Genomic DNA, 18,817 nt, shown 5'->3' on the forward strand with positions numbered 1-18,817 from the left:
CGGGGGGGGTGTGGGGGGGGGGCGCGGCGGGGCGGGCGCCGGGGCCGCGGCGGGCGCCGGGGCCGGGCCGCCCCGCATCCGGGCCTCAGGAGGTGCGCTCGTTCCCCCCGCCCGGCCCGCGGCCGTCGCTGTCGGACTTCGCCGCCGAGGGCCCCTGGAGTTCGAGGCGGCCGTTGCCCTGCTCCGAGCGGCCGGCGCCGTTGCCGCGGTCGCCGTTGCTGCGGTCGCCGTTGCCGCCGCTGCCGCTGTTGCCGTTCAGGTTCTGCCGGACCGAGTCCAGGATCGTCAGACCCTGCGCGACCAGGCCGGCCGCGATCTCGCCGAGCCCGTCCGCGCCGTTCAGGACGTTCACGTTGGCGCCGGCGAGGCCGCCCGCGGCCTCCTTGACGATCTGCGGAAGCTGGTCGATCAGCATCCGGTCGAGCGCGACACGGTCGTACGACGCCGCCGCCTCGGCCTGGATCTTCATCCGCTGCGCCTCGGCGGCGGCCAGGATCCTGACCCGCTCGGCCTCGGCCTCGGCGGGCTTGACGATCTCGGCGACCAGTTCCTGCTGGCGCAGCTTGGCCTGCCGCTGGGCCAGTTCCGTCTGGGCGGCCAGCACCTCCTGCTGGGCGTGCGCCTGCGCCAGCGGGCCGGCCTGGGCGGAGTGCGCCTGCGCCCGGTCGACCTCGGCGGAGTACTCCGCCTTCACCACGGCGGTCTGCCGGGCGTACTCGGCCTGCCTGCGCGCCGCCTCCTGCTCGGCCTCGGCGGCGGCCTGGTTGGCCTGCGCCTGGGCGATCTGGGCCTGGCGCTGGATGGCCGCCTTGTGCGGCGCGGACATCGCGTCGATGTAACCGGTGTCGCCGTCGTCGATCGACTGGATCTGCAGCGAGTCCACGATCAGGCCGATCTTCGCCATCTCCGTCTTGGAGGTGTCCAGCACCTCGGCGGCGAGCTTCTGGCGCTCGGTGACGATCTCCTCGACCGTCATCGAGCCGATGATGGCGCGCAGATGGCCGGCGAAGATCCGGCCGGTCAGCACCGACATCTGGTCCTGGTCGGAGAGGAACCGCTGGCCCGCGTTGATGATGCTCTCGGTGTCGTTGCCGACCTTGAAGGCGATGACGGCGCGCACGTGCAGCGCGATGCCCTGCTTGGTCACGCAGGTCTCGACGACCTCGGACTCGCACATCGACAGGGTGAGGAAGCGGACCTTGCGGAAGACCGGGAGCACGAACTTGCCGTGCCCCGTCACCACCCGGAACGGCGCGCCCCCCAGTCCCCGCCTGCCGCCCGAGATCAGCATCGCCTCGTCGGGGGCGGGAACGCGGTAACCGAACATGGTTTGTTCTCCTTAGCCTGCGTCGGCCGCATCGTCGCGCAACCTGTCCAGGGGGTCGGCCCACTCGATGACGTCGACCTCACGGCATCCACGGGAGTCCACCACGAGGACCGTCGCACCGATCGGCAACGGTTCCTGCGACCAGGCGAGGAAGGTCTCGGATCCGCCTCTGACCCGCACCAGGATCTCGCCGGGACCGGCGGATCCGCGCGTGCCGATGAGAAGCTCCCCCGTGCAGCCGATCACGGCCTCGTCCTGCGCCATCGCCGACTACTTCCCCTCGTGCTCGTCCTGTTCTTCCGACCTTAGACCCACCCGGGCGAGCCGCCTACGCGTCGGACGCACACCGGTGCTCTCCCACCGCCCAGGGACACACCGGCACGGGGGCGCCGGGTGCTCCGGCCCCACTCCGGCCCCCCCGTTCTCCCGCCTCCCCCCGTACGCCCCGCCCGCGCGCCCGGCTCAGGTCCGCGACCGGTACAGGCCGAACTCGGCGATCCGCACCCGGCCGCGGGCCGAGGTCACGCGCACCCGCCACCGCCGGGCCGTCACGGGACGCGGCAGGAGCAGGATCCGGCTCGCGCCGATCGTGCCCGCCCCGGTCACCCGCGTCCACGCGGCGCCGTCGTACGCCTCGACGACGAAGCCCTCGACCTGCTGCCCGTGCCGGACGTCCTCGGCCAGCCGGACGCGGTCCGCCTCCCGCGCCGTGCCGAGGTCGACGGTGACCCGTGCGGGGGCGACGACGGTGCGGGCACCGCGTGCCAGGTCCTCGGGCAGTTCCCGCTCGACGCGCTCCCTGAACTCCCGCAGCCGCGCCACGTCGGCCGCCGGCAGCAGCCCGTCCGTGTCCGGCGGGATATTGAGCAGCAGGACCGCGTTGCGGCCCACCGAACGGAAGTAGATGTCCGTCAGCCGCTCGACGCTCTTGGGCTGCTGCTCCGGATGGTAGAACCAGCCGTCGCGGATCGAGACGTCGCACTCGGCGGGCCACCACTGGAGGAAGTCGGCGACCGGGCGGGCCGCTTCGAGCGCCGCCCGGCTGCCCTGGTCGGGGGCGTCGTAGGCGAGGGCGTAGTCGGTCCGGCCGTACTCCCGCTCCGCCACCGGTACGACGCTCCACTCGTCCTCGCGGGCCAGTCCCCCCTCGTTGCCGACCCAGCGCACGTCGGGCCCGGAGACCGCGACGACCGCCCGCGGCGCGAGGGCCCGGACGAGGGCGTACCAGCTGTCCCAGTCGTACTTCTCCACCTTGTCCGGCGGGATGCGGCCCTGTGCGCCGTCGAACCACACCTCGTCGATCGGGCCGTACCCGGTCAGCACCTCGTGGAGCTGGTTGAGCATGTGGGCGCCGTAGTCGGTGGCCGGCAGGGTGTACGTCCGCCGGGGCGGGCGGTCGTCGCCGGGGACCGGAGTGGGGATGGTGCGCGGGACGCGGGTGCTGCCGTTGGCGTAGACGCCGTGGAGGTACTGGTTCTCGTCGGCCGGCGAGATGTACACGCCGACCTTGAGGCCGTGCCGGCGCATCGAGTCGGCGAACGCGCGCAGGACGTCGCCCTGTCCGCCCAGCCAGCCGCTGGAGGCCACGGTGTGGCCGGTGTAGCGGGAGGGGTAGAGGACGAAGCCGTCGTGGTGCTTGACGGTGAGGACGGCGAGGGTGAAGCCGCCGTCGCGCAGGGCACGGGCCCACTGGTCGGTGTCCAGGCGGGCGGGCCGGAAGACGTCCGGGTCCTCGTCGCCGGTGCCCCACTCCAGGCCGGTGAAGGTGTTCACCCCGAAGTGCAGGAAGGCGGTGCGCCCCAGGCGCTGCCAGGCGATCTGCCGTTCGGTGGGCCGGACCCGGGAGGCCTTGCGGACCAGGTCCTGTGCGGTGTCGTCGGGGCCGACGGGGATGCGGTCGCGCGGATCGGCGTCCTCGGGCGCCGCGGCGGACGGTGCCGCGAAGGCCGGGGACGGCAGGCCGGCCGAGGCGAGCGCGGCCGTGGAGGCGGTGCAGGCGACGAAGAGCCGTCGGGAGAGGGGCATGCGGGTGCGTCTCCTCGGGTCAGGGCGAAGTGGCAGGAACTCGGCGGGAGTTGGGGTGCCGGGCTCGGGGCGGGCGCGCTCAGCCGTGCTGCTCGGTCTTGAAGACCCACGCCTGCCGGGCCGCCCGGCGGGGCGCCCGGCGCAGGACGGGACGAGGAAGGGGACACCGTCGGTCTCGGACCTGACGTCTTGGATACGTACTCACGAGCACCCTCCAATTCATCGGATGTCTGATAATCGAGCGGGCGCCGGCGTGTGTCAATGGGGCGTACAGGCAGGGAAGTTGAGTCATTGATCGGATGACGTCGGATGCCCCTCGACGCGAGTGGTCCCCCACGGGCAGAGTTCGTCCTGCGTACTCACGAGTACGCTCCTGCCCCTTCCCTCCCCCTTTCCCTTCCCCTTTCCCTTCCCCTCATCTCCCTTTTCGCCGAGGAGCGCCCGTGACCGACTGGGCCGGCCGCAGTGCCGTCGAGATCGCCGCCGCCGTACGAGAGAAGCGGGCCACCGCCCGTGAGGTGGTGGCCGGGCACCTGGCCCGCATCGCGCGGCTGGACGGCCGGGTCGGCGCCTTCCGCACCGTCCGCGCCCGGGCCGCGCTCGACGAGGCCGACGAGGTCGGGTCCCGGCCGGACCTGGCCGAACTCCCGCTGGCGGGCGTTCCGGTGGCCGTCAAGGACAACCTGGCGGTAAGCGGCGAGTCCACCCGGAACGGTTCCGCGGCAACCTCGGACCTGCCCCGGACCGAGGACCACGTCACCGTCGCCCGGCTGCGGGCGGCGGGCGCGGTCGTGGTGGGGCTGACCAACGTGCCCGAGCTGTGCGTCTTCGGGACCACGGAGGGCGTGCACGGCACCGCCCGCAATCCGTGGGACACCTCGCGCACGGCGGGCGGGTCGTCGGGCGGCAGCGCGGCGGCGGTGGCCGCCGGGATGGTGCCGCTCGCGCTCGGCAACGACGGCATGGGCTCGCTGCGCATACCTGCCGCCGCCTGCGGCCTGGTCACCGTCAAGCCCGGCTACGGCGTGGTGCCGGCCGGCATCGGCAACGGCGACTGGTTCGGCATGTCGGAGAACGGGCCGCTCGCGACCACGGTGGCGGACGCGCGGCTGATGCTCTCGGTCCTGGCGGACACCGGCGTTCCCCGCGCGGCGAAACCCCCGGCGGTGACGGTCGCCGCGTCCGTGCGTACCCCGCTGCGCGGGGTGACGGTCAGCGGCCCGTACGCCACCGCCGTCCGGGAGGCGGCGCGGCTGCTGGCCGGCGCGGGCCACCGGGTGCGGCGCGCCGATCCGCCCTATCCGGCGTCGATCGGGTTCACCGCCCTGCGGCACTGGAGCGCCGGTACGGCCATGGACGCGGCGGGGCTCGATCCACGGCGGCTGGACCGGCGCACCCGGGTGCAGGCAGCCCTCGGGCGGCGGTTCGTGGAGGGGGTCCGGACGGGCGACGCGCGCGAGCGGCTGCGCGGCCGGTTGGAGCCGTTCTTCGCCGAGCACGACGTACTGCTCTGCCCGGCGCTGGCCCGCCGCCTCCCGCGGGCCGCGCCCTGGCACGAGCGGGGCTGGCTGCGCAACGCCCTTGTCAACGGCGCCTGTTCGCCGATGACCGGGCCGTGGAACCTGGCCGGCTGGCCCGCGGCGGTGGTGCCGTTCGGCACCCTGCCCTCGGGTACCCCGTGCGCGGTGCAGTTGGTGGGCCGCCCGGGCTCCGAGGCAGCCCTGCTGGACCTGGCGGAGCGGATCGAGCAACTGCGGCCGTGGCCGCGTACGGCCCCTCTCGCGTGAGTCCCCGCGGGCGGCCGCCGGCCTCAGCGGCCCCAGCGGCTTCGTAGATCCCGGTAGCTCCACAGGTCCCGCAGGTTCAAAGGTCCCGGTACATGATGCGCAGCCCGCCCCCGCCGTGCCGCGGATGCTCGAACGCCCGCGGCACGGTGCCGAGGACGGTGAAACCGAGGGAGGTCCACAGGCCCACGGCCGGGTTCGTCTCGACGACGGCGTCGAAGACCATGCCCCGGTAGCCGTCGGCGCGGACCGCCGCGAGGACGTGTTCGCCGAGAGCACGCCCGGCCCCGCGCCCCGCGTGGTCGGGGTCGGGGTCGGGGTCGACCAGGAAGCCGGCGTTGGCGATGCCCGCGGCGGGGCCGCCGTAGTCGGGGGTGACCTAGGACGGAGCCGGTCTCGTCCTCGGCGACGAAGTCCCGCACGGCGGGCCCCATCCACAGGACGCGGGCGTCTTCCTCGCCGGTGCCCGGGTCCCAGGCGCAGGTGCCGGCGGCGACGATGCGGTGCCAGAAGAGGCCAGATGCGCGCCCAGTCCTCAGGCGTGGCTTCCCTGATCAGCATGGGCGTGGGTCTGGCACGGCCCATGCCGGTCAGGGCACTGGCGCGGCGCCTGCGGCTCAGCTCACCGCCTGCTTCACGAGCGCGGCGATCCGCGTCTCCACCTCGGGCGTCACCTCGGTCAGGGCGAAGCCTGCGGGCCACATCGTGCCCTCGTCCAGGTTCGCCTGGTCACTGAATCCGAGCGTCGCGTACCGCGCCTTGAACTTCTCCGCGCTCTGGAAGAAGCAGACGACCTTGCCGTCCCGCGCGTAGGCGGGCATCCCGTACCAGAGCTTCGGCGCCAGGACGGGGGCGCCGGCGGCCGTGACGACCGCGTGGACGCGCTCGGCCATGACCCGGTCCGCCTCCGGCATCTCGGCGATCTTCGCGAGCACGTCCCGCTCGGCCTCCGCCTCCTTGTCCGCGCGGGACCGGCGACGCGCCGCCGTCTTGAGTTCCCGTGCGTGGTCCTTCATCGCGGCCCGTTCCTCGGCCGTGAAACCCTCGTACGCGCTGCTGCCGGCGCTCCCCATGAGAAAGGCCCCCCTCGGTGATCTTGCGGTGCGAGATCCTGCGGGGGACCTTACCCCCGTTCTAGTCCACGCTGGGCAGGATGTGCGGTTCGGCGAGGTCGTCCTCGTAGCCGGCCAGGCGGATCGGGGCGGACCGCGCCCACACGTCGAGGCTGCCGAGGTCTCCGGGCCGTCGGCCCGAACGCTCCGTGCATTCCTGGGGGCGCTGGTCGCGCTTCGTCTTCTCCGGTGTCACCGCGCACTCCTTATGTGTCGGTCACCCTCGGGGCGGTCACCGGCAGTCTGCGCTGCGGCACCTGACGCCCACTCGGGTCTGGGTCGAAACAGGTCGGACGCGGTGGCGCCGGCAACTGAGGTCCGAGCAGGCCGTTGTGCACCGGCTCACCCCGGGACGGACCGTGGGTGTGGTGGGAACCCTTTGGTGCTGTCCGCCTACTCCAGATTAACCAAATGAGCGCCCCCCTGCTCGATGGGGCTGCAAAGAGCAGGTAACTATCTGAAGTCAGGCGTGTTCATTGAGCCGCATACAACGTGATTTGTCGCTTTGCGGAGCGCCAGGAGATTCACCCGTTCGGCCTACGGGGCACCGTTCAGGTGCCGTTGGCCGTGCCGCAAGCTCGCCATGATCTGCTGGCGTACCGCAAGGGCCGTCCCGCGGGAGGACTGACGCATGGAGCTGCGCAGTGTCGAGGAGCTGATGGACCTGCTGTACGCCGGCCGGCATGCCGCCGCCCGCGAGGGGGCCGGGCGCCGCGCCGACCCCTGCGACCACGCCCTGCGCACCGCCGCACTGCTGCGCAGGCGCCGCCCGGCGGACAAGGAGCTGCAGGTCGCGGGGCTGGTGCTGGGCGCCGGTGGGCTGCTGGTCGCGGACGACGGGGCGGGCGCGCGGTCCGCCGCCCGCCCGGCCCGCGCCGCGGAGGCGGTGCGCGGCCTGCTCGGTGAGCGCGTCTTCCGGCTCGTACGGCAGCAGGCGTCCGCCGGGGACGGCCGTGCCGTGCGCCCCCTGGACGAGGACGCCCTGACCCTGCGCCTCGCGGACGAGGAGGCCCGCGCCCGCGGCGTCGGCGACACCGCGGGCGCCGGGGTGCTGGAGGACTGGCGCACCGTCCTGGAACTGGTCGCGGCCCGCAGCGCCCCGCTGGGTGCCCTCGACTGACACCCCGTCGGCACGTCAGGTCCGGGCGCTCACCACTTGCCGGGCGCGTAGTCCTTCAGGAAGACGCCGTACAGGTCCTCCCCCGCCTCGCCGCGCACGATCGGGTCGTAGACGCGGGCGGCGCCGTCGACCAGGTCGAGCGGTGCGTGGAAGCCGGCCTCGGCGAGGCGGACCTTGTCGGGGTGCGGGCGCTCGTCGGTGATCCAGCCGGTGTCCACGGCCGTCATCAGGATGCCGTCCTTGTCGAACATCTCCTGGGCCGCGGTGCGGGTCAGCATGTTCAGGGCGGCCTTGGCCATGTTGGTGTGCGGGTGACCGGCGCCCTTGTAGCCACGGTCGAAGACGCCCTCCATGGCGGAGACGTTCACGATGTACGTCCGCCGGGCCGCCGCGGCGGACATCGATGGGCGCAGGCGGCTGATCAGGATGAACGGCGCCGTGGAGTTGCACAGCTGCACCTCGAGCAGCTCCACCGGCGTGACCTCGTCCACCGTCTGGATCCAGCTGTTGGTGTCGTGCAGGTCGGGCACCAGGCCGCCGGCGTCGATGGCCGTGCCGGCGGCGATGCGCTCCAGGGAGGCCGAGCCGGAGACCAGGGCGAGGTCGGTGACGTCCTGGGCGGTGAGCGCGCCGGAGCCCGCGCCGGGCAGCGCGGCGACCGCGCCGGAGCCGAAGGTGCCGATCACCTCGGCCGCGGGCAGCTCCCCGGCGGGCAGCGGGGCCGACTCCGCGGTGACCAGCTCGCTGTAGGCCTGCGGGGAGCGGCGGACGGTCTGGGCGGCGTTGTTGATCAGGATGTCCAGCGGGCCCTCGGCGGCGACCGAGTCGGCGAGGGCGACCACCTGGGCCGGGTCGCGCAGGTCGATGCCGACGATCTTCAGCCGGTGGATCCAGTCGGCGCTGTCCGGCTGGGCCTTGAAGCGGCGGACGGCGTCGTTGGGGAACCGGGTGGTGATCGTGGTGTGCGCGCCGTCGCGCAGCAGCCTGAGCGCGATGTACATGCCGATCTTGGCCCGGCCGCCGGTGAGCAGGGCCCGCTTGCCGGTCAGGTCGGCGCGGGCGTCACGGCGGGCGCGGTTCTCGGCGGCGCACCTCTGGCACAGCTGGTGGTAGAAGTAGTCGACCTCGACGTAGCGCTGCTTGCAGACGTAGCAGGAGCGCGGGCGCCGGAGTATGCCCGCGATCTCCCCCTCCTCGGTGCGGGAGGACGGCAGGATGCCCTCGGTCTCGTCGTCGATGCGCTCCGCCGAGCCGGTGGCCGTGGCCTCCGTGACCGCCTTGTCGTGGGCGGTCTTGGCGGCTCGGCGCTCCTGGCGGCGGCGCTGCTTGACCATGCGGTAGATGTGCGAGGTGGCCCGGCGCACGGCGACGGCGTCGGGGTGGTCGACGTCGATGCCGTCCAGCTCCCGTAGCACGTCGAGGCAGACGGCGAGACGCTCCGGGTCGATGCCGGGCCCGTACGCGATCTCCTCGCCGGGCGCGTACACCACCTCGTCCATGGCCGTGGGGCCCTCGTCTGTCACCGTCATCGCGCTGCCGCTTCCCTGGTCCTCGTGCGGCGCGCCCACTCGCGCCCGCTGTCCGAACGGGGGATTTTACGGCAGCGCCACGGCCTACCGCCAAACGCGTGATGATCGGCGCCCGGGACCGGGGTCTCAGGGGCCGCAGACGGTGATGAGGGTCTCCACCTCCTCGGACACGGCGCGGGCCAGCCGGTCGAGGTCCGGTACGGCCTTGGCGTCGGCGACCAGACCGTAATGGACGTGGCCGCGGTAGGTGGAGATCGCGACGGCGAGGGACTGGCCGCGGGCGAGCGGCGCGAAGGGGTAGACCGCGGTGAGCGGGTGGCCGCCCAGGCGCAGGCCGAAGCCGGGCAGCGGGACGCTGGTGACCAGGATGTCGAACCAGAGGCGGGCGGCCTGGCCGACCAGGGGGCCGCCGAGCCGGTGGCCGAGCGCGGGCACGTGGTCGGCGAGCAGGGCGACGGCGCCGGCGCCGCGGTCGGGGCCGGCGTCCTTGTTGCGGTCCATGGCGGCGCGGACGGCGGTGAGGCGGCGCAGCGGGTCCGGGACGCCGACGGGCAGCTCCGTCAGGTAGCCGGAGAGCCGGTTGCCCTGCGGGTGGGCGGTGCGCGGGCGACGCCGGGAGACCGGGATCAGGGCGCGCGGCGCGAGGCCCTCGCAGGACTCGCCCCGCTCTTCGAGCCAGCGGCGCAGGGCGCCGGCCACGACGGCGATCAGGACGTCGTTGACGGTGCCGCCCACGGCCTTGCGCACCAGGTGCACGTCGTCGATGTCGACGACCACACCGGCGGTGCGGCGGGTGCCGGTGGGGGCGGCGGTCAGGGCGGGCGTGGTGCGGGTGACGAGGGTGGAGCGGGCGACGCGGGCACCGATGTCCAGGGCCCGTCCCACGTCGCCGAGCGCGCCGCGCACGAGGGCGGGCAGCCGGCGCACGTCGGGCAGCGGGCCGCGCGGCGGCTCGGCGGGCCTGGGGCGCCGCTCGGGCAGGTCGACCGGGTCGAGGACGGCCGCGGCCAGGGTGAGGGCGCGCAGGCCGTCGGCGAGGGCGTGGTGGAACTTGAAGAGGACCGCGAAGCAGGTGCCGTCCGCGGCGGGCAGCACGTGGGCCTCCCAGGGCGGCCGGTTGCGTTCCAGGGGGCGCTGCATGAGGCGTCCGGCGGCGGCGTGGAAGTCGGCGGCCGGGGCGTGCAGCCGGACGTGGTGGAGCGGATCGAAGCAGGGGTCGGGTTCGCGGGCGGCGCCGCCGAAGCCGAGCGGCCGGCGCAGGCCGTGCGCGAGGGAGTGGCGCAGACCGTCGGCGAGGGGGCGCCGCAGGTCGAGGGGGCGCCACACGTCGCGGATGCGCATGCGCAGTCCGGGGACCCCGGCGGCGCGGGCGGCGAGCAGGTCGGCCGCGTGCGCCCCGGCGCTGGGCGAGGGTGCGGAGAAGATCCCGAGCGCGCCGAGGTGCATCGGGTGGTCGGCGGACTCGATGTTCCAGAACGCCAGGTCGAGGGGGGCGAGCAGGTCGGGACTCAATGGGTGCCTCGTGTCGACGGAGAGTGGAGCTGTAGTCAACAGTCTGTAACCGATTACGGTCAAGTACGATCAAGCTACGCTCAGTTAACATCAGATGAAGTCCCGCCCCGGCAGGTGGGGCGGGACGCGGGCGTCAGCCGGGCCGGCGGGCGGGAGTCATCTCAGGGCGGGCGGCCCCGCCTGCGCCGACGTGCCCCACGAGGAGGGCCGAGGGCCCACGGTGTAGCGGAGCGTCCTGATGCGGCGCAGGTCGGCGGTGGTCAGGTAGGTCCGTTCGCGGGTCACCCCGTCGGCGCTGACCGACTGGGTGTAGCGGTCCTCGCGGGAGGTGCCGGGCGCCGTGATCGTCAGGGCGCCGCGGGGGTGGTGACGGGGGTCCAGGCGTAGGTCTACCCGGTCGAACACGGGCGTGGACAGGCCCCAGGTGGCGTAGCCGGGCTGCACCGGGTACAGGCCGATGGACGACAGCACGTCCCACGCGGACATGGTGCCCAGGTCGTCGTTGCCGGTGATGCCGGTCGGATCGTCGGTGAACAGGGTCAGCGCGGCGTGCACCACGTCGGTCGTCTTCCACGGCTGCCCGGTCGACAGGTAGGTGTACGGGGCGAGCAGATCGGGCTCGTTGAGCGGGTTGTAGCGGTCGGTGTCGTAGTAGGCGTACGGGTCCCTGACCCACACCTGGCGGGCGGTGCGCGCGGGGTCCGCGAGGAGCTGGTCGTAGGCGAAGAACTCGTCGAGCCGTTCGTTGGTCGGCCGTTCGCCGCCGATCAGGTCGACCAGGCCGGGCAGGTCCTGCGGCACGAGCCACTGGTACTGCCAGGCCGTGCCCTCGTGGAAGCCGGCGCTCTGGGCCGGGCTCCACGGCCCGGTGAAGGCGCCGGAGGTGTCGCGGGCGCGGAAGAAGCGCGTCGAGGGGTCGAGCAGGTGGCGGTAGTTGCGGGAGCGGGCCGCGTAGCGGTCGGCGTCCTCGCCGTGGCCCAGGGCGCGGGCCATCTGGGCGAGCACGGCGTCCGACAGGGCGTACTCCAGGGTCGCCGAGGCACCGAAGGCGTAGTCGGAGTGGCCGGCCTTGGCGGGCTCGTGGCCCTTGATGTAGGGGGCGTAGCCGCGGCTGACGTAGTCCTCGTCGGCGTCGCGGCCCACCGCCGGGGAGTCGGCGGGCGGCACGCCGTCGGCGTTCTTCCTCAGGGCCCGGTAGGCCCGCTCCTCGTAGCCCTTGAGCAGGCCCTGCTGGAAGGCGTTGGTCAGGAACGGGGTGACCGGGTCGCCGGTCATGACGTTCGTCTCGACCGTGCCGTAGCCCCACTTGGGCAGCCAGCCGCTCTCCTCGGCCACCTTGATCACGGAGATCGCCATGTCACGGGACTCGCGGGGCGCGAGCAGCGCGAGGAGCTGGGACTGGGTGCGGTAGGTGTCCCACAGCGACCAGTTCTGGTAGTAGGTGAAGCCGTCGCCGCGGTGGACGCGCCGGTCCCAGCCGGTGTAGCGGCCGTCGGCGTCCTCGCCGACGTTCGGCGCGAGGAAGGACCGGTACAGGGACGAGTAGAAGGTGCGGCGCCTGGCGGGGTCGCCGCCTCTGACGCGCACGTCCGCCAGCCGCTCCTCCCAGGCCCGCCGGGCCGCCCGCCGCACGGTGGCGAAGGAACGGCCGCCCTCGGCACGCAGGTTGCCGGCCGCGCCGGCCGCGTCGACGTACGACAGCGCGGTGGTCGCCTCCACCGTGCGGTCGTGGGTGGTGTCGAACCGGAGGTAGGCGCCGCCGCGCCCGGTCCGCGCGCCGGGGGTGAGGGCGGCGCCGTCCCAGGTGCCGTAGGCGGTGAAGGGCCGGTCGAAGCGGGTGATCGTGTAGACGGTGTACGGGAGGGTGTCCTTGCAGAAGCCGCGGCCGGTGATCGCGGTGCGCACGGTGCGCTCGTCCAGGATCTCCACCGTCGACGCCACCATGCGGTGCAGCGCCTGGCCGGCGTCGAGCAGGACGTTGGCCTTGTCGGTGGCCGGGAAGGTGTAGCGCTGGACGCCGGTCCTGGCCGTCGCGGTCAGTTCGGCCTCGATGCCGGAGTCCAGCGCGACGCGGTAGTAGCCGGGGCTCGCCCGCTCGTCCTCGTGGCGGAAGCCGGCCGCGTACTTGGCGTAGTCCGTCCGTGTGACGTCACCGGTGGTGGGCAGCACCGGCAGGTCGCCGCCGATGCGGCAGCCGACGCCGGAGAGGTGGACCAGGGAGAAGCCGCGGATGCGGCTCTGGGCGTAGTCGTAGCCGGTGCTGTGACCGGTGTCCGGCGAGAACTGCACCATGCCGAAGGGCACGGTCGCGCCGGGGAACGTGTTGCCTTCGTTCGCGGTGCCGATGAACGGGTTGACCAGGTCGGTCAGCCGGGCGTCGCGGGGTTCGGCGGCCCGTGCGGGGGCGGGGGCGGTGGACAGCGCGGACGCTGCCACCGCCGCCGCTCCCACGCACAGGCGCAGGCGCAGGCTCCGGGTCCAGCTCATGCAGGTAGACCTCCAGGGAGACGTCATTGCCTGCATGATCACGTCTGATGGTCAGTCAGCCGGGCATCCCGCGGGTGTCGCGCGCGACGCGTCGCGGATCAGTGCCTGCTGCGCGGCCCGCACCCGGGACGCGTCGGGCTTGAGGACCCGCCGGTCGTAGGTGAGCAGGCCGTTGAGTTCGCCCTCGACATCGCTGATCTGGGTGTAGACCGCGCCGTTGCTGCCGCGGCAGGCCAGCGCCCGCACCTCGCCGAGTTTGGTGAGGTAGTCGTCGGTGTAGGCGGCCGGGTCCACGTCGACGTAGCTCTGCTGCACCGGCCAGGCGTGTCCGGGCACCGCGAGGCCGAGGCCGCCGTACTCGCCGCTGACCAGGGCCCGCTTGCCGTCGGGGTGCGGCGGCAGCGCGGGAGAGGGGTAGCCGTGCTCGTCGATGATGTCGCCGGCGCCGCCGTCGGTCCCCAGGTTGATGCCGGACATGCCGTTGACCAGCCGCGTCGGGTCCCAGCCCTTGGCCTGCCGGGCGATGCGGGCCTCGTCGTACTGGCCCCAGCCCTCGTTGAAGGTGACCCACATGACCACCGACGGGCTGCTGACGTGCTCGTCGATCACCTCCTTCATCTCGCGCTCGTACTCCGCCCGCGCGGCGGCGGACGGGTCGACCCCCGCGGTCATGGCGGGCATGTCCTGCCACACCATCAGGCCCAGCCGGTCGGCCCAGTAGAACCAGCGGTCGGGCTCGACCTTGATGTGCTTGCGGACGGCGTTGAAGCCGAGCTGCTTGTGCGCCTTCAGGTCGTACGCCAGGGCCTCGTCGGTGGGCGCGGTGTACAGGCCGTCGGGCCAGAAGCCCTGGTCCAGCGTGGCCATCATGAAGACCGGCTTGCCGTTGAGGACAGTGCGGGGGACGCCGTTCACCTGCTCCACCGCGATGGAGCGCATGCCGAAGTAGCTGCCGACGTCGTCGGCGCCGACGCGCACCTTCAGGTTGTACAGGAAGGGGTCGTCGGGCGACCACAGGTGCGGGTCGTGGATCGTCAGGGTGAGCGGGGAGCCGGTGCGGCCGTGCGCGGTGGCGACCTTGCGCCGGCCCGCGTACGCCGTCGCCGTGACCGGTACGCCGTCGCGCACGCCCTGGGCCTGGACGGTGAGGCGGCCGTGCGGGACGTCGGGGGTGAGCGTGAGGGAGTCGACGTGGTCGCGGGCGACCGGCTCCATCCACACGGTCTGCCAGATGCCCGAGGTGGGCGTGTACCAGATGCCGCTCGGGTCGAGGCGCTGCTTGCCCAGCGGCGGGTTCTCCCCGGCGGCCGCGTCGGTCGGGTCGTACACGCCGACGATCAGCTCCTGGGTGCGGCCGGGCTTCAGCGCGTCGGTGACGTCGGCGCTGAACTTGTCGTAGCCGCCCTGGTGCGCGGCGACCTTCGTGCCGTTGACGTAGACCTCGGCCTTCCAGTCGACCGCCCCGAAGTTGAGCCGCAGCCGCTTGCCGTGGCCGACGTGCCAGTTCGCGGGGACGGTGAAGGTGCGGCGGTACCACATGCGGTCCTCGTGCCGTTCGATCCCGGAGAGCTGGGACTCGACGGGGTAGGGGACGAGGATCCGCTCGGGCAGCGACTTGCCCACGGGCGGCTGCTCGCCCGCGTGGGCGGCCGCGAACTGCCAACTCCCGTTGAGATTCAGCCAGTCGGAGCGGGTCAGCTGCGGGCGCGGGTACTCGGGCAGGGCGTTGTCCGGCCCCACCTGGGCGGCCCACGGCGTACGCAGTTCGTACGTCGACCGGTTGGGTCCGCTGCTCCAGAACGCGCCGACCGCCTTGCCGTCGGCGCCGGTGAGGCCGCCCTGACCGTCGTAGCGGACGTCGGCCGTGCCGCGTGCGGTGCCGCTCTTGTTGCCGACGACGGGCTGCTGGAGGGAGACCAGCAGGGCGCGCGGGTCGGCCGGGTCCGTGCGGGCGGCGCCGAGCGGCCAGGTGGCGCCGCCGACGACGGCCTTCAGGTGGTCGGCGAGGCTCGCGGGGGGCGCGGTGAGCCGCTGGGCGAAGCCGAGTCTCAGGGTGCGGCCGTCGCCGAGGACGGTGCTGGAGAGCGCGCCGTCGTAGGCGTAGCCGTCGGGCAGGCGGAACGCGGACTGCGGCACCGCTTCCTTCGTGCCGCCGGGCTCGGTCCAGCGCACGTGGAGGTTGGAGCCGCCGTAGTGCTCGAAGTACTCGACCTTGATGTCGTAGGCCTTGCCCGCGGTCAGCTCCACGGGGGCGGAGTTCTGCTCGCGGTCCCAGTCGTCGACCCAGTGGTCGATGACGAGGTCGCCGCCGATCCAGAGGCGGAAGCCGTTGTCGCCGGTGATCGAGAAGGTGTGGGCGCCGGTCTTCTCCGGGACGAGGCGGCCGGTCCAGCGGACGCTGACGTCGTCGGAGCGCCCGGTGGTGGCGGCCAGCCGGGGTTCGAGGTTGTCGAAGTCGAGTGCGGGGTCGAACGCGGTGGCCTTCAGCTGGTCGAAGTCGAAGGCTCCGGGGGCGGACTGGGTGTAGTAGTCGCCCTTGAGGCCGTGGGCCTCGACGGGGTCGTCGGCGGGGGTGGCGGTCGCGGTGGGGGCCGCGGTGAACGCGGCGAGACCGAGCGCTGCGGCGAGCAGCAGCGCGAGTCGGTCCCTGAAGCGGCTGGTGCGCACGATCCTCCTCGTGGCGAAGGAAACTGGCGTCTCTTGTGCGCTGCCCGAGTGCGGGTTTGTTCGGTCCGGTGTGGAACAACGTTGTCATAGGCAGCCGACGGCATGACAGCATGGATCTCGCCCACAGTCCAGGGACATGACAAAAGAGCGGGGCGCTGGGCGGGGCCGGGGCCTGCCGGGGGGCGCGGGGCGGGGCGAGATCCAAGTGGACCGGACGCCCGCGGGGCGCGCACCATGGGGGCGTCGCTTCCGTGTCGTGCGGCTCCGCACGGCTCCCCCACCCGCGGAAGGGAAGTGAACCGGATGCCCAAGGTCTCCCGGCGCACCGCCACCCAGGGCGGCGACTACGGACCCGTCGTCGAGCAGTCCGAGGACCTCGACCGCTACACCGTGGACTTCCGCACCTTCCGCGAGGACGTCGATCTCACCCCGCTGCTCAAGAAGCTGCCGGACGGCCGCTGCCAGTGCCCGCACTGGGGGTACGTCTTCAAGGGCGAACTGCGGCTGCGCTACCCGGAGCACGACGAGGTGTACCAGGCCGGGGAGGCCTTCTACGCGCCCCCGGGGCACGTCCCGGTGCACACGGCGCCGGGCACCGAGTACGTGCAGTTCTCCCCGGCCGACGACGCGCGCCGGGCCAGCGCGATCACCCTGAACCACTTCCCGCCGCTGACGGGGTGAGCCGCCCCCGCACCGAATCCGGAAGGTCGGGTCTCAAGGCCGGAGCCTCGGGAGCCGGGGCCCTGGTCCGGGCTACGGCACGCGCCGGCCCTTGCCCAGGGCGATCACCCCGCCCCGGGACACGGTGTACAGCGCGGCGTCCCGCTCCGGGTTGACGCCGATCGTCGCGCCGGGCGGCACCTCGACGTTCTTGTCCAGGACCGCGCCGCGCACGACGGCGCCCCGGCCGACGTGGACGTTGTCGTGCAGCACCGAGCCCTGCACCACCGCGCCGGGGTCGACCCGGACGCCCGGGGAGAGCACGGACCGCGTGACCTGTCCGCGGATCAGGCAGCCCGCGCTGATGATGGACTCCCCCGCGATGCCGCCCGCGTTGAACCGGGCCGGCGAGAGCTGGTTGGAGTGGGTGTAGATCGGCCAGTCGCGGTTGTACAGGTTGAACGCCGGACGCTCGGCGATGAGGTCCATGTGCGCGTCGTAGTACGCGTCGAGCGTGCCGACGTCGCGCCAGTAGCCCTGGTCGCGGCTGGTCTCGCCGGGCACGTGGTTGGCGCTGAAGTCGTACAGCTGGGCCTCGCCGCGCCCGGTGAGCTCGGGCAGGATCGAACCGCCCATGTCGTGCACCGATCGCTCGTTCTCGGCGTCCCGGTGCAGCGCCTCCACGAGCGCCTTGGTGGTGAAGATGTAGTTGCCCATGGAGGCGAAGACGTAGTCGGGGTCGTCGGGCAGGCCCGGGGGGTCGGCGGGCTTCTCCAGGAACCGTTCGACGGTCTGGCCGTCCGAGGCCGGCGTGATCACGCCGAACGACGAGGACTCCGTGCGCGGCACCCGGATGCCGGCGACGGTCACGCCCGCGCCGCCCTCGACGTGCTGCCGGAGCATCTGCCGCGGGTCCATGCGGTAGACGTGGTCGGCGCCGAAGACGGCGACGTACTCGGGCTGTTCGTCGTGGACCAGGTTGAGCGACTGGAGGATCGCGTCGGCGCTGCCCAGGTACCACCGCGGGCCCAGGCGCTGCTGCGCGGGCACGGGCGTGACGTAGTTGCCGAGCAGGCTGGACATGCGCCAGGTGGTGGTGATGTGCCGGTCCAGCGAGTGCGACTTGTACTGGGTCAGCACGCAGACGCGCAGGATGTCGCCGTTGACGAGGTTGGACAGCACGAAGTCCACGAGGCGGTACGTCCCGCCGAAGGTCACCGCGGGCTTGGCGCGGTCCGCGGTCAGGGGCATCAGGCGTTTGCCCTCTCCGCCCGCCAGGACGATTCCGAGGACCGAAGGTCCACCACGACGCATGGCCGCTCCCCTCACCCGGTTGAACCACTACTGCCCTGACCCGAAGCGGCCCAAGCCTGACCCGAGGACCTCCTCGTACAGCCGCACGGTGCGCCGGGCGACGGCGTCCCAGCCGAACTCCGTCACCGCCCGCCGCCGCCCCGCCTCGCCCATGCGGCGCGCAGCCGCCGGGTCGGCGAGCACGGCGTCCAGGGCGCGGGCCAGGCCCGCCTCGAAGGCGTGGTCCCGGCCGTCGTACCGTTCCTCGTCCTGCCCTCCGGCCCGTCCGTCCTGGTCCCGGCCGCCGCCCAGGTCGACGAGGATCCCCGTGCGGCCGTCGTCGACCACCTCCGGGATGCCGCCGACCCTGGAGGCGACGACGGGCGTGCCGCAGGCCATCGCCTCCAGGTTGACGATGCCGAGCGGCTCGTACACCGAGGGGCAGACGAAGACGGCCGCGTGGGTGAGCAGCTGGATCACGTCCGGGCGCGGCAGCATCTGCGGGATCCAGTGGACACCGGCGCGGACCTGGCTCAGCTCCCGGTACAGGTCCCGGAACTCGCGGTCGATCTCCGGGGTGTCCGGGGCGCCCGCGCACAGCACGACCTGGGCCGCCGGGTCGATGTCCCGGACCGCGCGCAGCAGGTGCGGAACGCCTTTCTGGCGCGTGATCCGGCCGACGAAGAGCACGTAGGGCCGGTCCGGATCGAGGCCGACGCGGCTGAGGACGTCGGTCTTCGGATCGGGACGGTACAGGGCGGTGTCGATGCCGTTGTGGACGACGTGGACGCGGGCCGGGTCCAGGCCCGGGTAGCAGCCGAGGATGTCCTCGCGCATGGCACCGGAGACGGCGACCACGGCGTCGGCGGCCTCCATCGCGGTGCGCTCGGCCCAGCTCGACAGCGCGTAACCGCCGCCGAGCTGCTCGGCCTTCCAGGGACGCAGGGGCTCAAGGGAGTGCGCGGTCAGCACGTGCGGCACGCCGTGCAGGAGCTTGCCGAGGTGCCCGGCGAGGTTCGCGTACCAGGTGTGGGAGTGCAGCAGGTCGCAGCCCTCGGTGGCGGCGGCCGCGGCGAGGTCCACGGAGAAGGTCCGCAGGGCGTCGTTGGCGCCGTCCAGCGCGGGCCACGGGCGGTGGCGTACGACGCCGGCCGCCCGCTCCGCCGAGGAGGCCTCGCCCCAGCAGTGCACCTCCAGGTCGACCAGGGGGCGCAGCTCCCGCGCCAGGAACTCGACATGGACGCCCGCACCGCCGTACACGTCCGGCGGGTACTCCCGGGTCAGCAGTCCCACGCGCACCC

14 protein-coding genes and 1 pseudogene are annotated in these 18,817 nt (G+C 73.3%); 3 read left to right on the top strand and 12 right to left on the bottom strand.

What is annotated here, in order from left to right:
- Positions 1-85: 85 nt before the first annotated feature.
- The 3 genes from ACFC02_RS24610 to ACFC02_RS24620 all read right to left on the bottom strand — a co-directional run bounded on the left by ACFC02_RS24610 (position 86) and on the right by ACFC02_RS24620 (position 3,352).
- On the bottom strand, positions 86-1,327 hold the full coding sequence (locus ACFC02_RS24610) for an SPFH domain-containing protein (RefSeq protein WP_376361197.1): 1,242 nt from the start codon (positions 1,325-1,327) through the stop codon (positions 86-88).
- A gap of 12 nt (positions 1,328-1,339) precedes the next feature.
- Positions 1,340-1,591, bottom strand: coding sequence for a hypothetical protein (locus tag ACFC02_RS24615; RefSeq protein WP_360971650.1), 252 nt, complete (start codon positions 1,589-1,591; stop codon positions 1,340-1,342).
- 198 nt (positions 1,592-1,789) lie between these two features.
- The gene (locus tag ACFC02_RS24620) at positions 1,790-3,352 is read right to left on the bottom strand and encodes an alpha-L-fucosidase (RefSeq protein WP_376361200.1); all 1,563 of its coding nucleotides are present in this window, start codon (positions 3,350-3,352) and stop codon (positions 1,790-1,792) included.
- A 443-nt stretch (positions 3,353-3,795) separates the two neighbouring features.
- Between ACFC02_RS24620 and ACFC02_RS24625 the strand changes: the two genes are divergently transcribed.
- Positions 3,796-5,139, top strand: coding sequence for an amidase (locus tag ACFC02_RS24625; RefSeq protein WP_376361202.1), 1,344 nt, complete (start codon positions 3,796-3,798; stop codon positions 5,137-5,139).
- A 76-nt stretch (positions 5,140-5,215) separates the two neighbouring features.
- On the opposite strand, the pseudogene ACFC02_RS24630 reads toward ACFC02_RS24625, so the two are convergent.
- The 3 genes and pseudogenes from ACFC02_RS24630 to ACFC02_RS24640 all read right to left on the bottom strand — a co-directional run bounded on the left by ACFC02_RS24630 (position 5,216) and on the right by ACFC02_RS24640 (position 6,444).
- A pseudogene (locus ACFC02_RS24630) lies at positions 5,216-5,697 on the bottom strand (GNAT family N-acetyltransferase).
- 56 nt (positions 5,698-5,753) lie between these two features.
- Positions 5,754-6,209, bottom strand: a complete 456-nt coding sequence (locus ACFC02_RS24635) for an iron chaperone (RefSeq protein ID WP_376361204.1) — start codon at positions 6,207-6,209, stop codon at positions 5,754-5,756.
- A gap of 61 nt (positions 6,210-6,270) precedes the next feature.
- Positions 6,271-6,444, bottom strand: coding sequence for a hypothetical protein (locus ACFC02_RS24640; RefSeq protein ID WP_376361207.1), 174 nt, complete (start codon positions 6,442-6,444; stop codon positions 6,271-6,273).
- Between the two features lie 435 nt (positions 6,445-6,879).
- Between ACFC02_RS24640 and ACFC02_RS24645 the strand changes: the two genes are divergently transcribed.
- Positions 6,880-7,368 (top strand): hypothetical protein, encoded by a 489-nt coding sequence (locus ACFC02_RS24645; RefSeq protein ID WP_376361210.1) that lies wholly within the window; start codon positions 6,880-6,882, stop codon positions 7,366-7,368.
- A gap of 29 nt (positions 7,369-7,397) precedes the next feature.
- On the opposite strand, the gene ACFC02_RS24650 is transcribed toward ACFC02_RS24645, so the two are convergent.
- The 4 genes from ACFC02_RS24650 to ACFC02_RS24665 all read right to left on the bottom strand — a co-directional run bounded on the left by ACFC02_RS24650 (position 7,398) and on the right by ACFC02_RS24665 (position 15,563).
- Positions 7,398-8,897: an SDR family NAD(P)-dependent oxidoreductase gene (locus ACFC02_RS24650; RefSeq protein ID WP_376361213.1), complete on the bottom strand. Its 1,500-nt coding sequence runs from the start codon at positions 8,895-8,897 to the stop codon at positions 7,398-7,400.
- Positions 8,898-9,023: 126 nt separating this feature from the next.
- Positions 9,024-10,409 carry a wax ester/triacylglycerol synthase family O-acyltransferase gene (locus ACFC02_RS24655; protein WP_376361216.1) on the bottom strand — a complete coding sequence of 462 codons (1,386 nt, stop codon included), beginning with the start codon at positions 10,407-10,409 and terminating at the stop codon, positions 9,024-9,026.
- Positions 10,410-10,565: 156 nt separating this feature from the next.
- Positions 10,566-12,896, bottom strand: a complete 2,331-nt coding sequence (locus ACFC02_RS24660; protein ID WP_376361219.1) for a GH92 family glycosyl hydrolase — start codon at positions 12,894-12,896, stop codon at positions 10,566-10,568.
- Positions 12,897-12,947: 51 nt separating this feature from the next.
- Entirely contained in the window at positions 12,948-15,563 is a 2,616-nt protein-coding gene (locus tag ACFC02_RS24665; RefSeq protein WP_376361221.1) for a PA14 domain-containing protein, read from the bottom strand.
- A 303-nt stretch (positions 15,564-15,866) separates the two neighbouring features.
- On the opposite strand from ACFC02_RS24665, the gene ACFC02_RS24670 reads away from it, so the two are divergent.
- A complete protein-coding gene (locus ACFC02_RS24670) occupies positions 15,867-16,244 on the top strand; it encodes a hypothetical protein (RefSeq protein ID WP_376361224.1) in 378 nt (125 codons plus the stop codon).
- A gap of 72 nt (positions 16,245-16,316) precedes the next feature.
- On the opposite strand, the gene glgC is transcribed toward ACFC02_RS24670, so the two are convergent.
- Positions 16,317-17,537, bottom strand: a complete 1,221-nt coding sequence (gene glgC / locus ACFC02_RS24675) for a glucose-1-phosphate adenylyltransferase (protein ID WP_376361227.1) — start codon at positions 17,535-17,537, stop codon at positions 16,317-16,319.
- A 27-nt stretch (positions 17,538-17,564) separates the two neighbouring features.
- Positions 17,565-18,815, bottom strand: coding sequence for a glycogen synthase (gene glgA / locus ACFC02_RS24680; RefSeq protein WP_376361230.1), 1,251 nt, complete (start codon positions 18,813-18,815; stop codon positions 17,565-17,567).
- Between the last annotated feature and the right edge of the window lie 2 nt (positions 18,816-18,817).

This window comes from Streptomyces sp. NPDC056160 (assembly GCF_042268205.1).
GTDB lineage: Bacteria > Actinomycetota > Actinomycetes > Streptomycetales > Streptomycetaceae > Streptomyces.

Coding starts and splice junctions, on each gene's coding strand:
- ACFC02_RS24645 (WP_376361210.1), top strand. CDS start 6,880: ATGGAGCTGCGCAGTGTCGAGGAGCTGATGGACCTGCTGTACGCCGGC.
- glgC (WP_376361227.1), bottom strand. CDS start 17,537: ATGCGTCGTGGTGGACCTTCGGTCCTCGGAATCGTCCTGGCGGGCGGA.
- ACFC02_RS24650 (WP_376361213.1), bottom strand. CDS start 8,897: ATGACGGTGACAGACGAGGGCCCCACGGCCATGGACGAGGTGGTGTAC.
- ACFC02_RS24620 (WP_376361200.1), bottom strand. CDS start 3,352: ATGCCCCTCTCCCGACGGCTCTTCGTCGCCTGCACCGCCTCCACGGCC.
- ACFC02_RS24660 (WP_376361219.1), bottom strand. CDS start 12,896: ATGAGCTGGACCCGGAGCCTGCGCCTGCGCCTGTGCGTGGGAGCGGCG.
- ACFC02_RS24610 (WP_376361197.1), bottom strand. CDS start 1,327: ATGTTCGGTTACCGCGTTCCCGCCCCCGACGAGGCGATGCTGATCTCG.
- ACFC02_RS24615 (WP_360971650.1), bottom strand. CDS start 1,591: ATGGCGCAGGACGAGGCCGTGATCGGCTGCACGGGGGAGCTTCTCATC.
- ACFC02_RS24670 (WP_376361224.1), top strand. CDS start 15,867: ATGCCCAAGGTCTCCCGGCGCACCGCCACCCAGGGCGGCGACTACGGA.
- ACFC02_RS24635 (WP_376361204.1), bottom strand. CDS start 6,209: ATGGGGAGCGCCGGCAGCAGCGCGTACGAGGGTTTCACGGCCGAGGAA.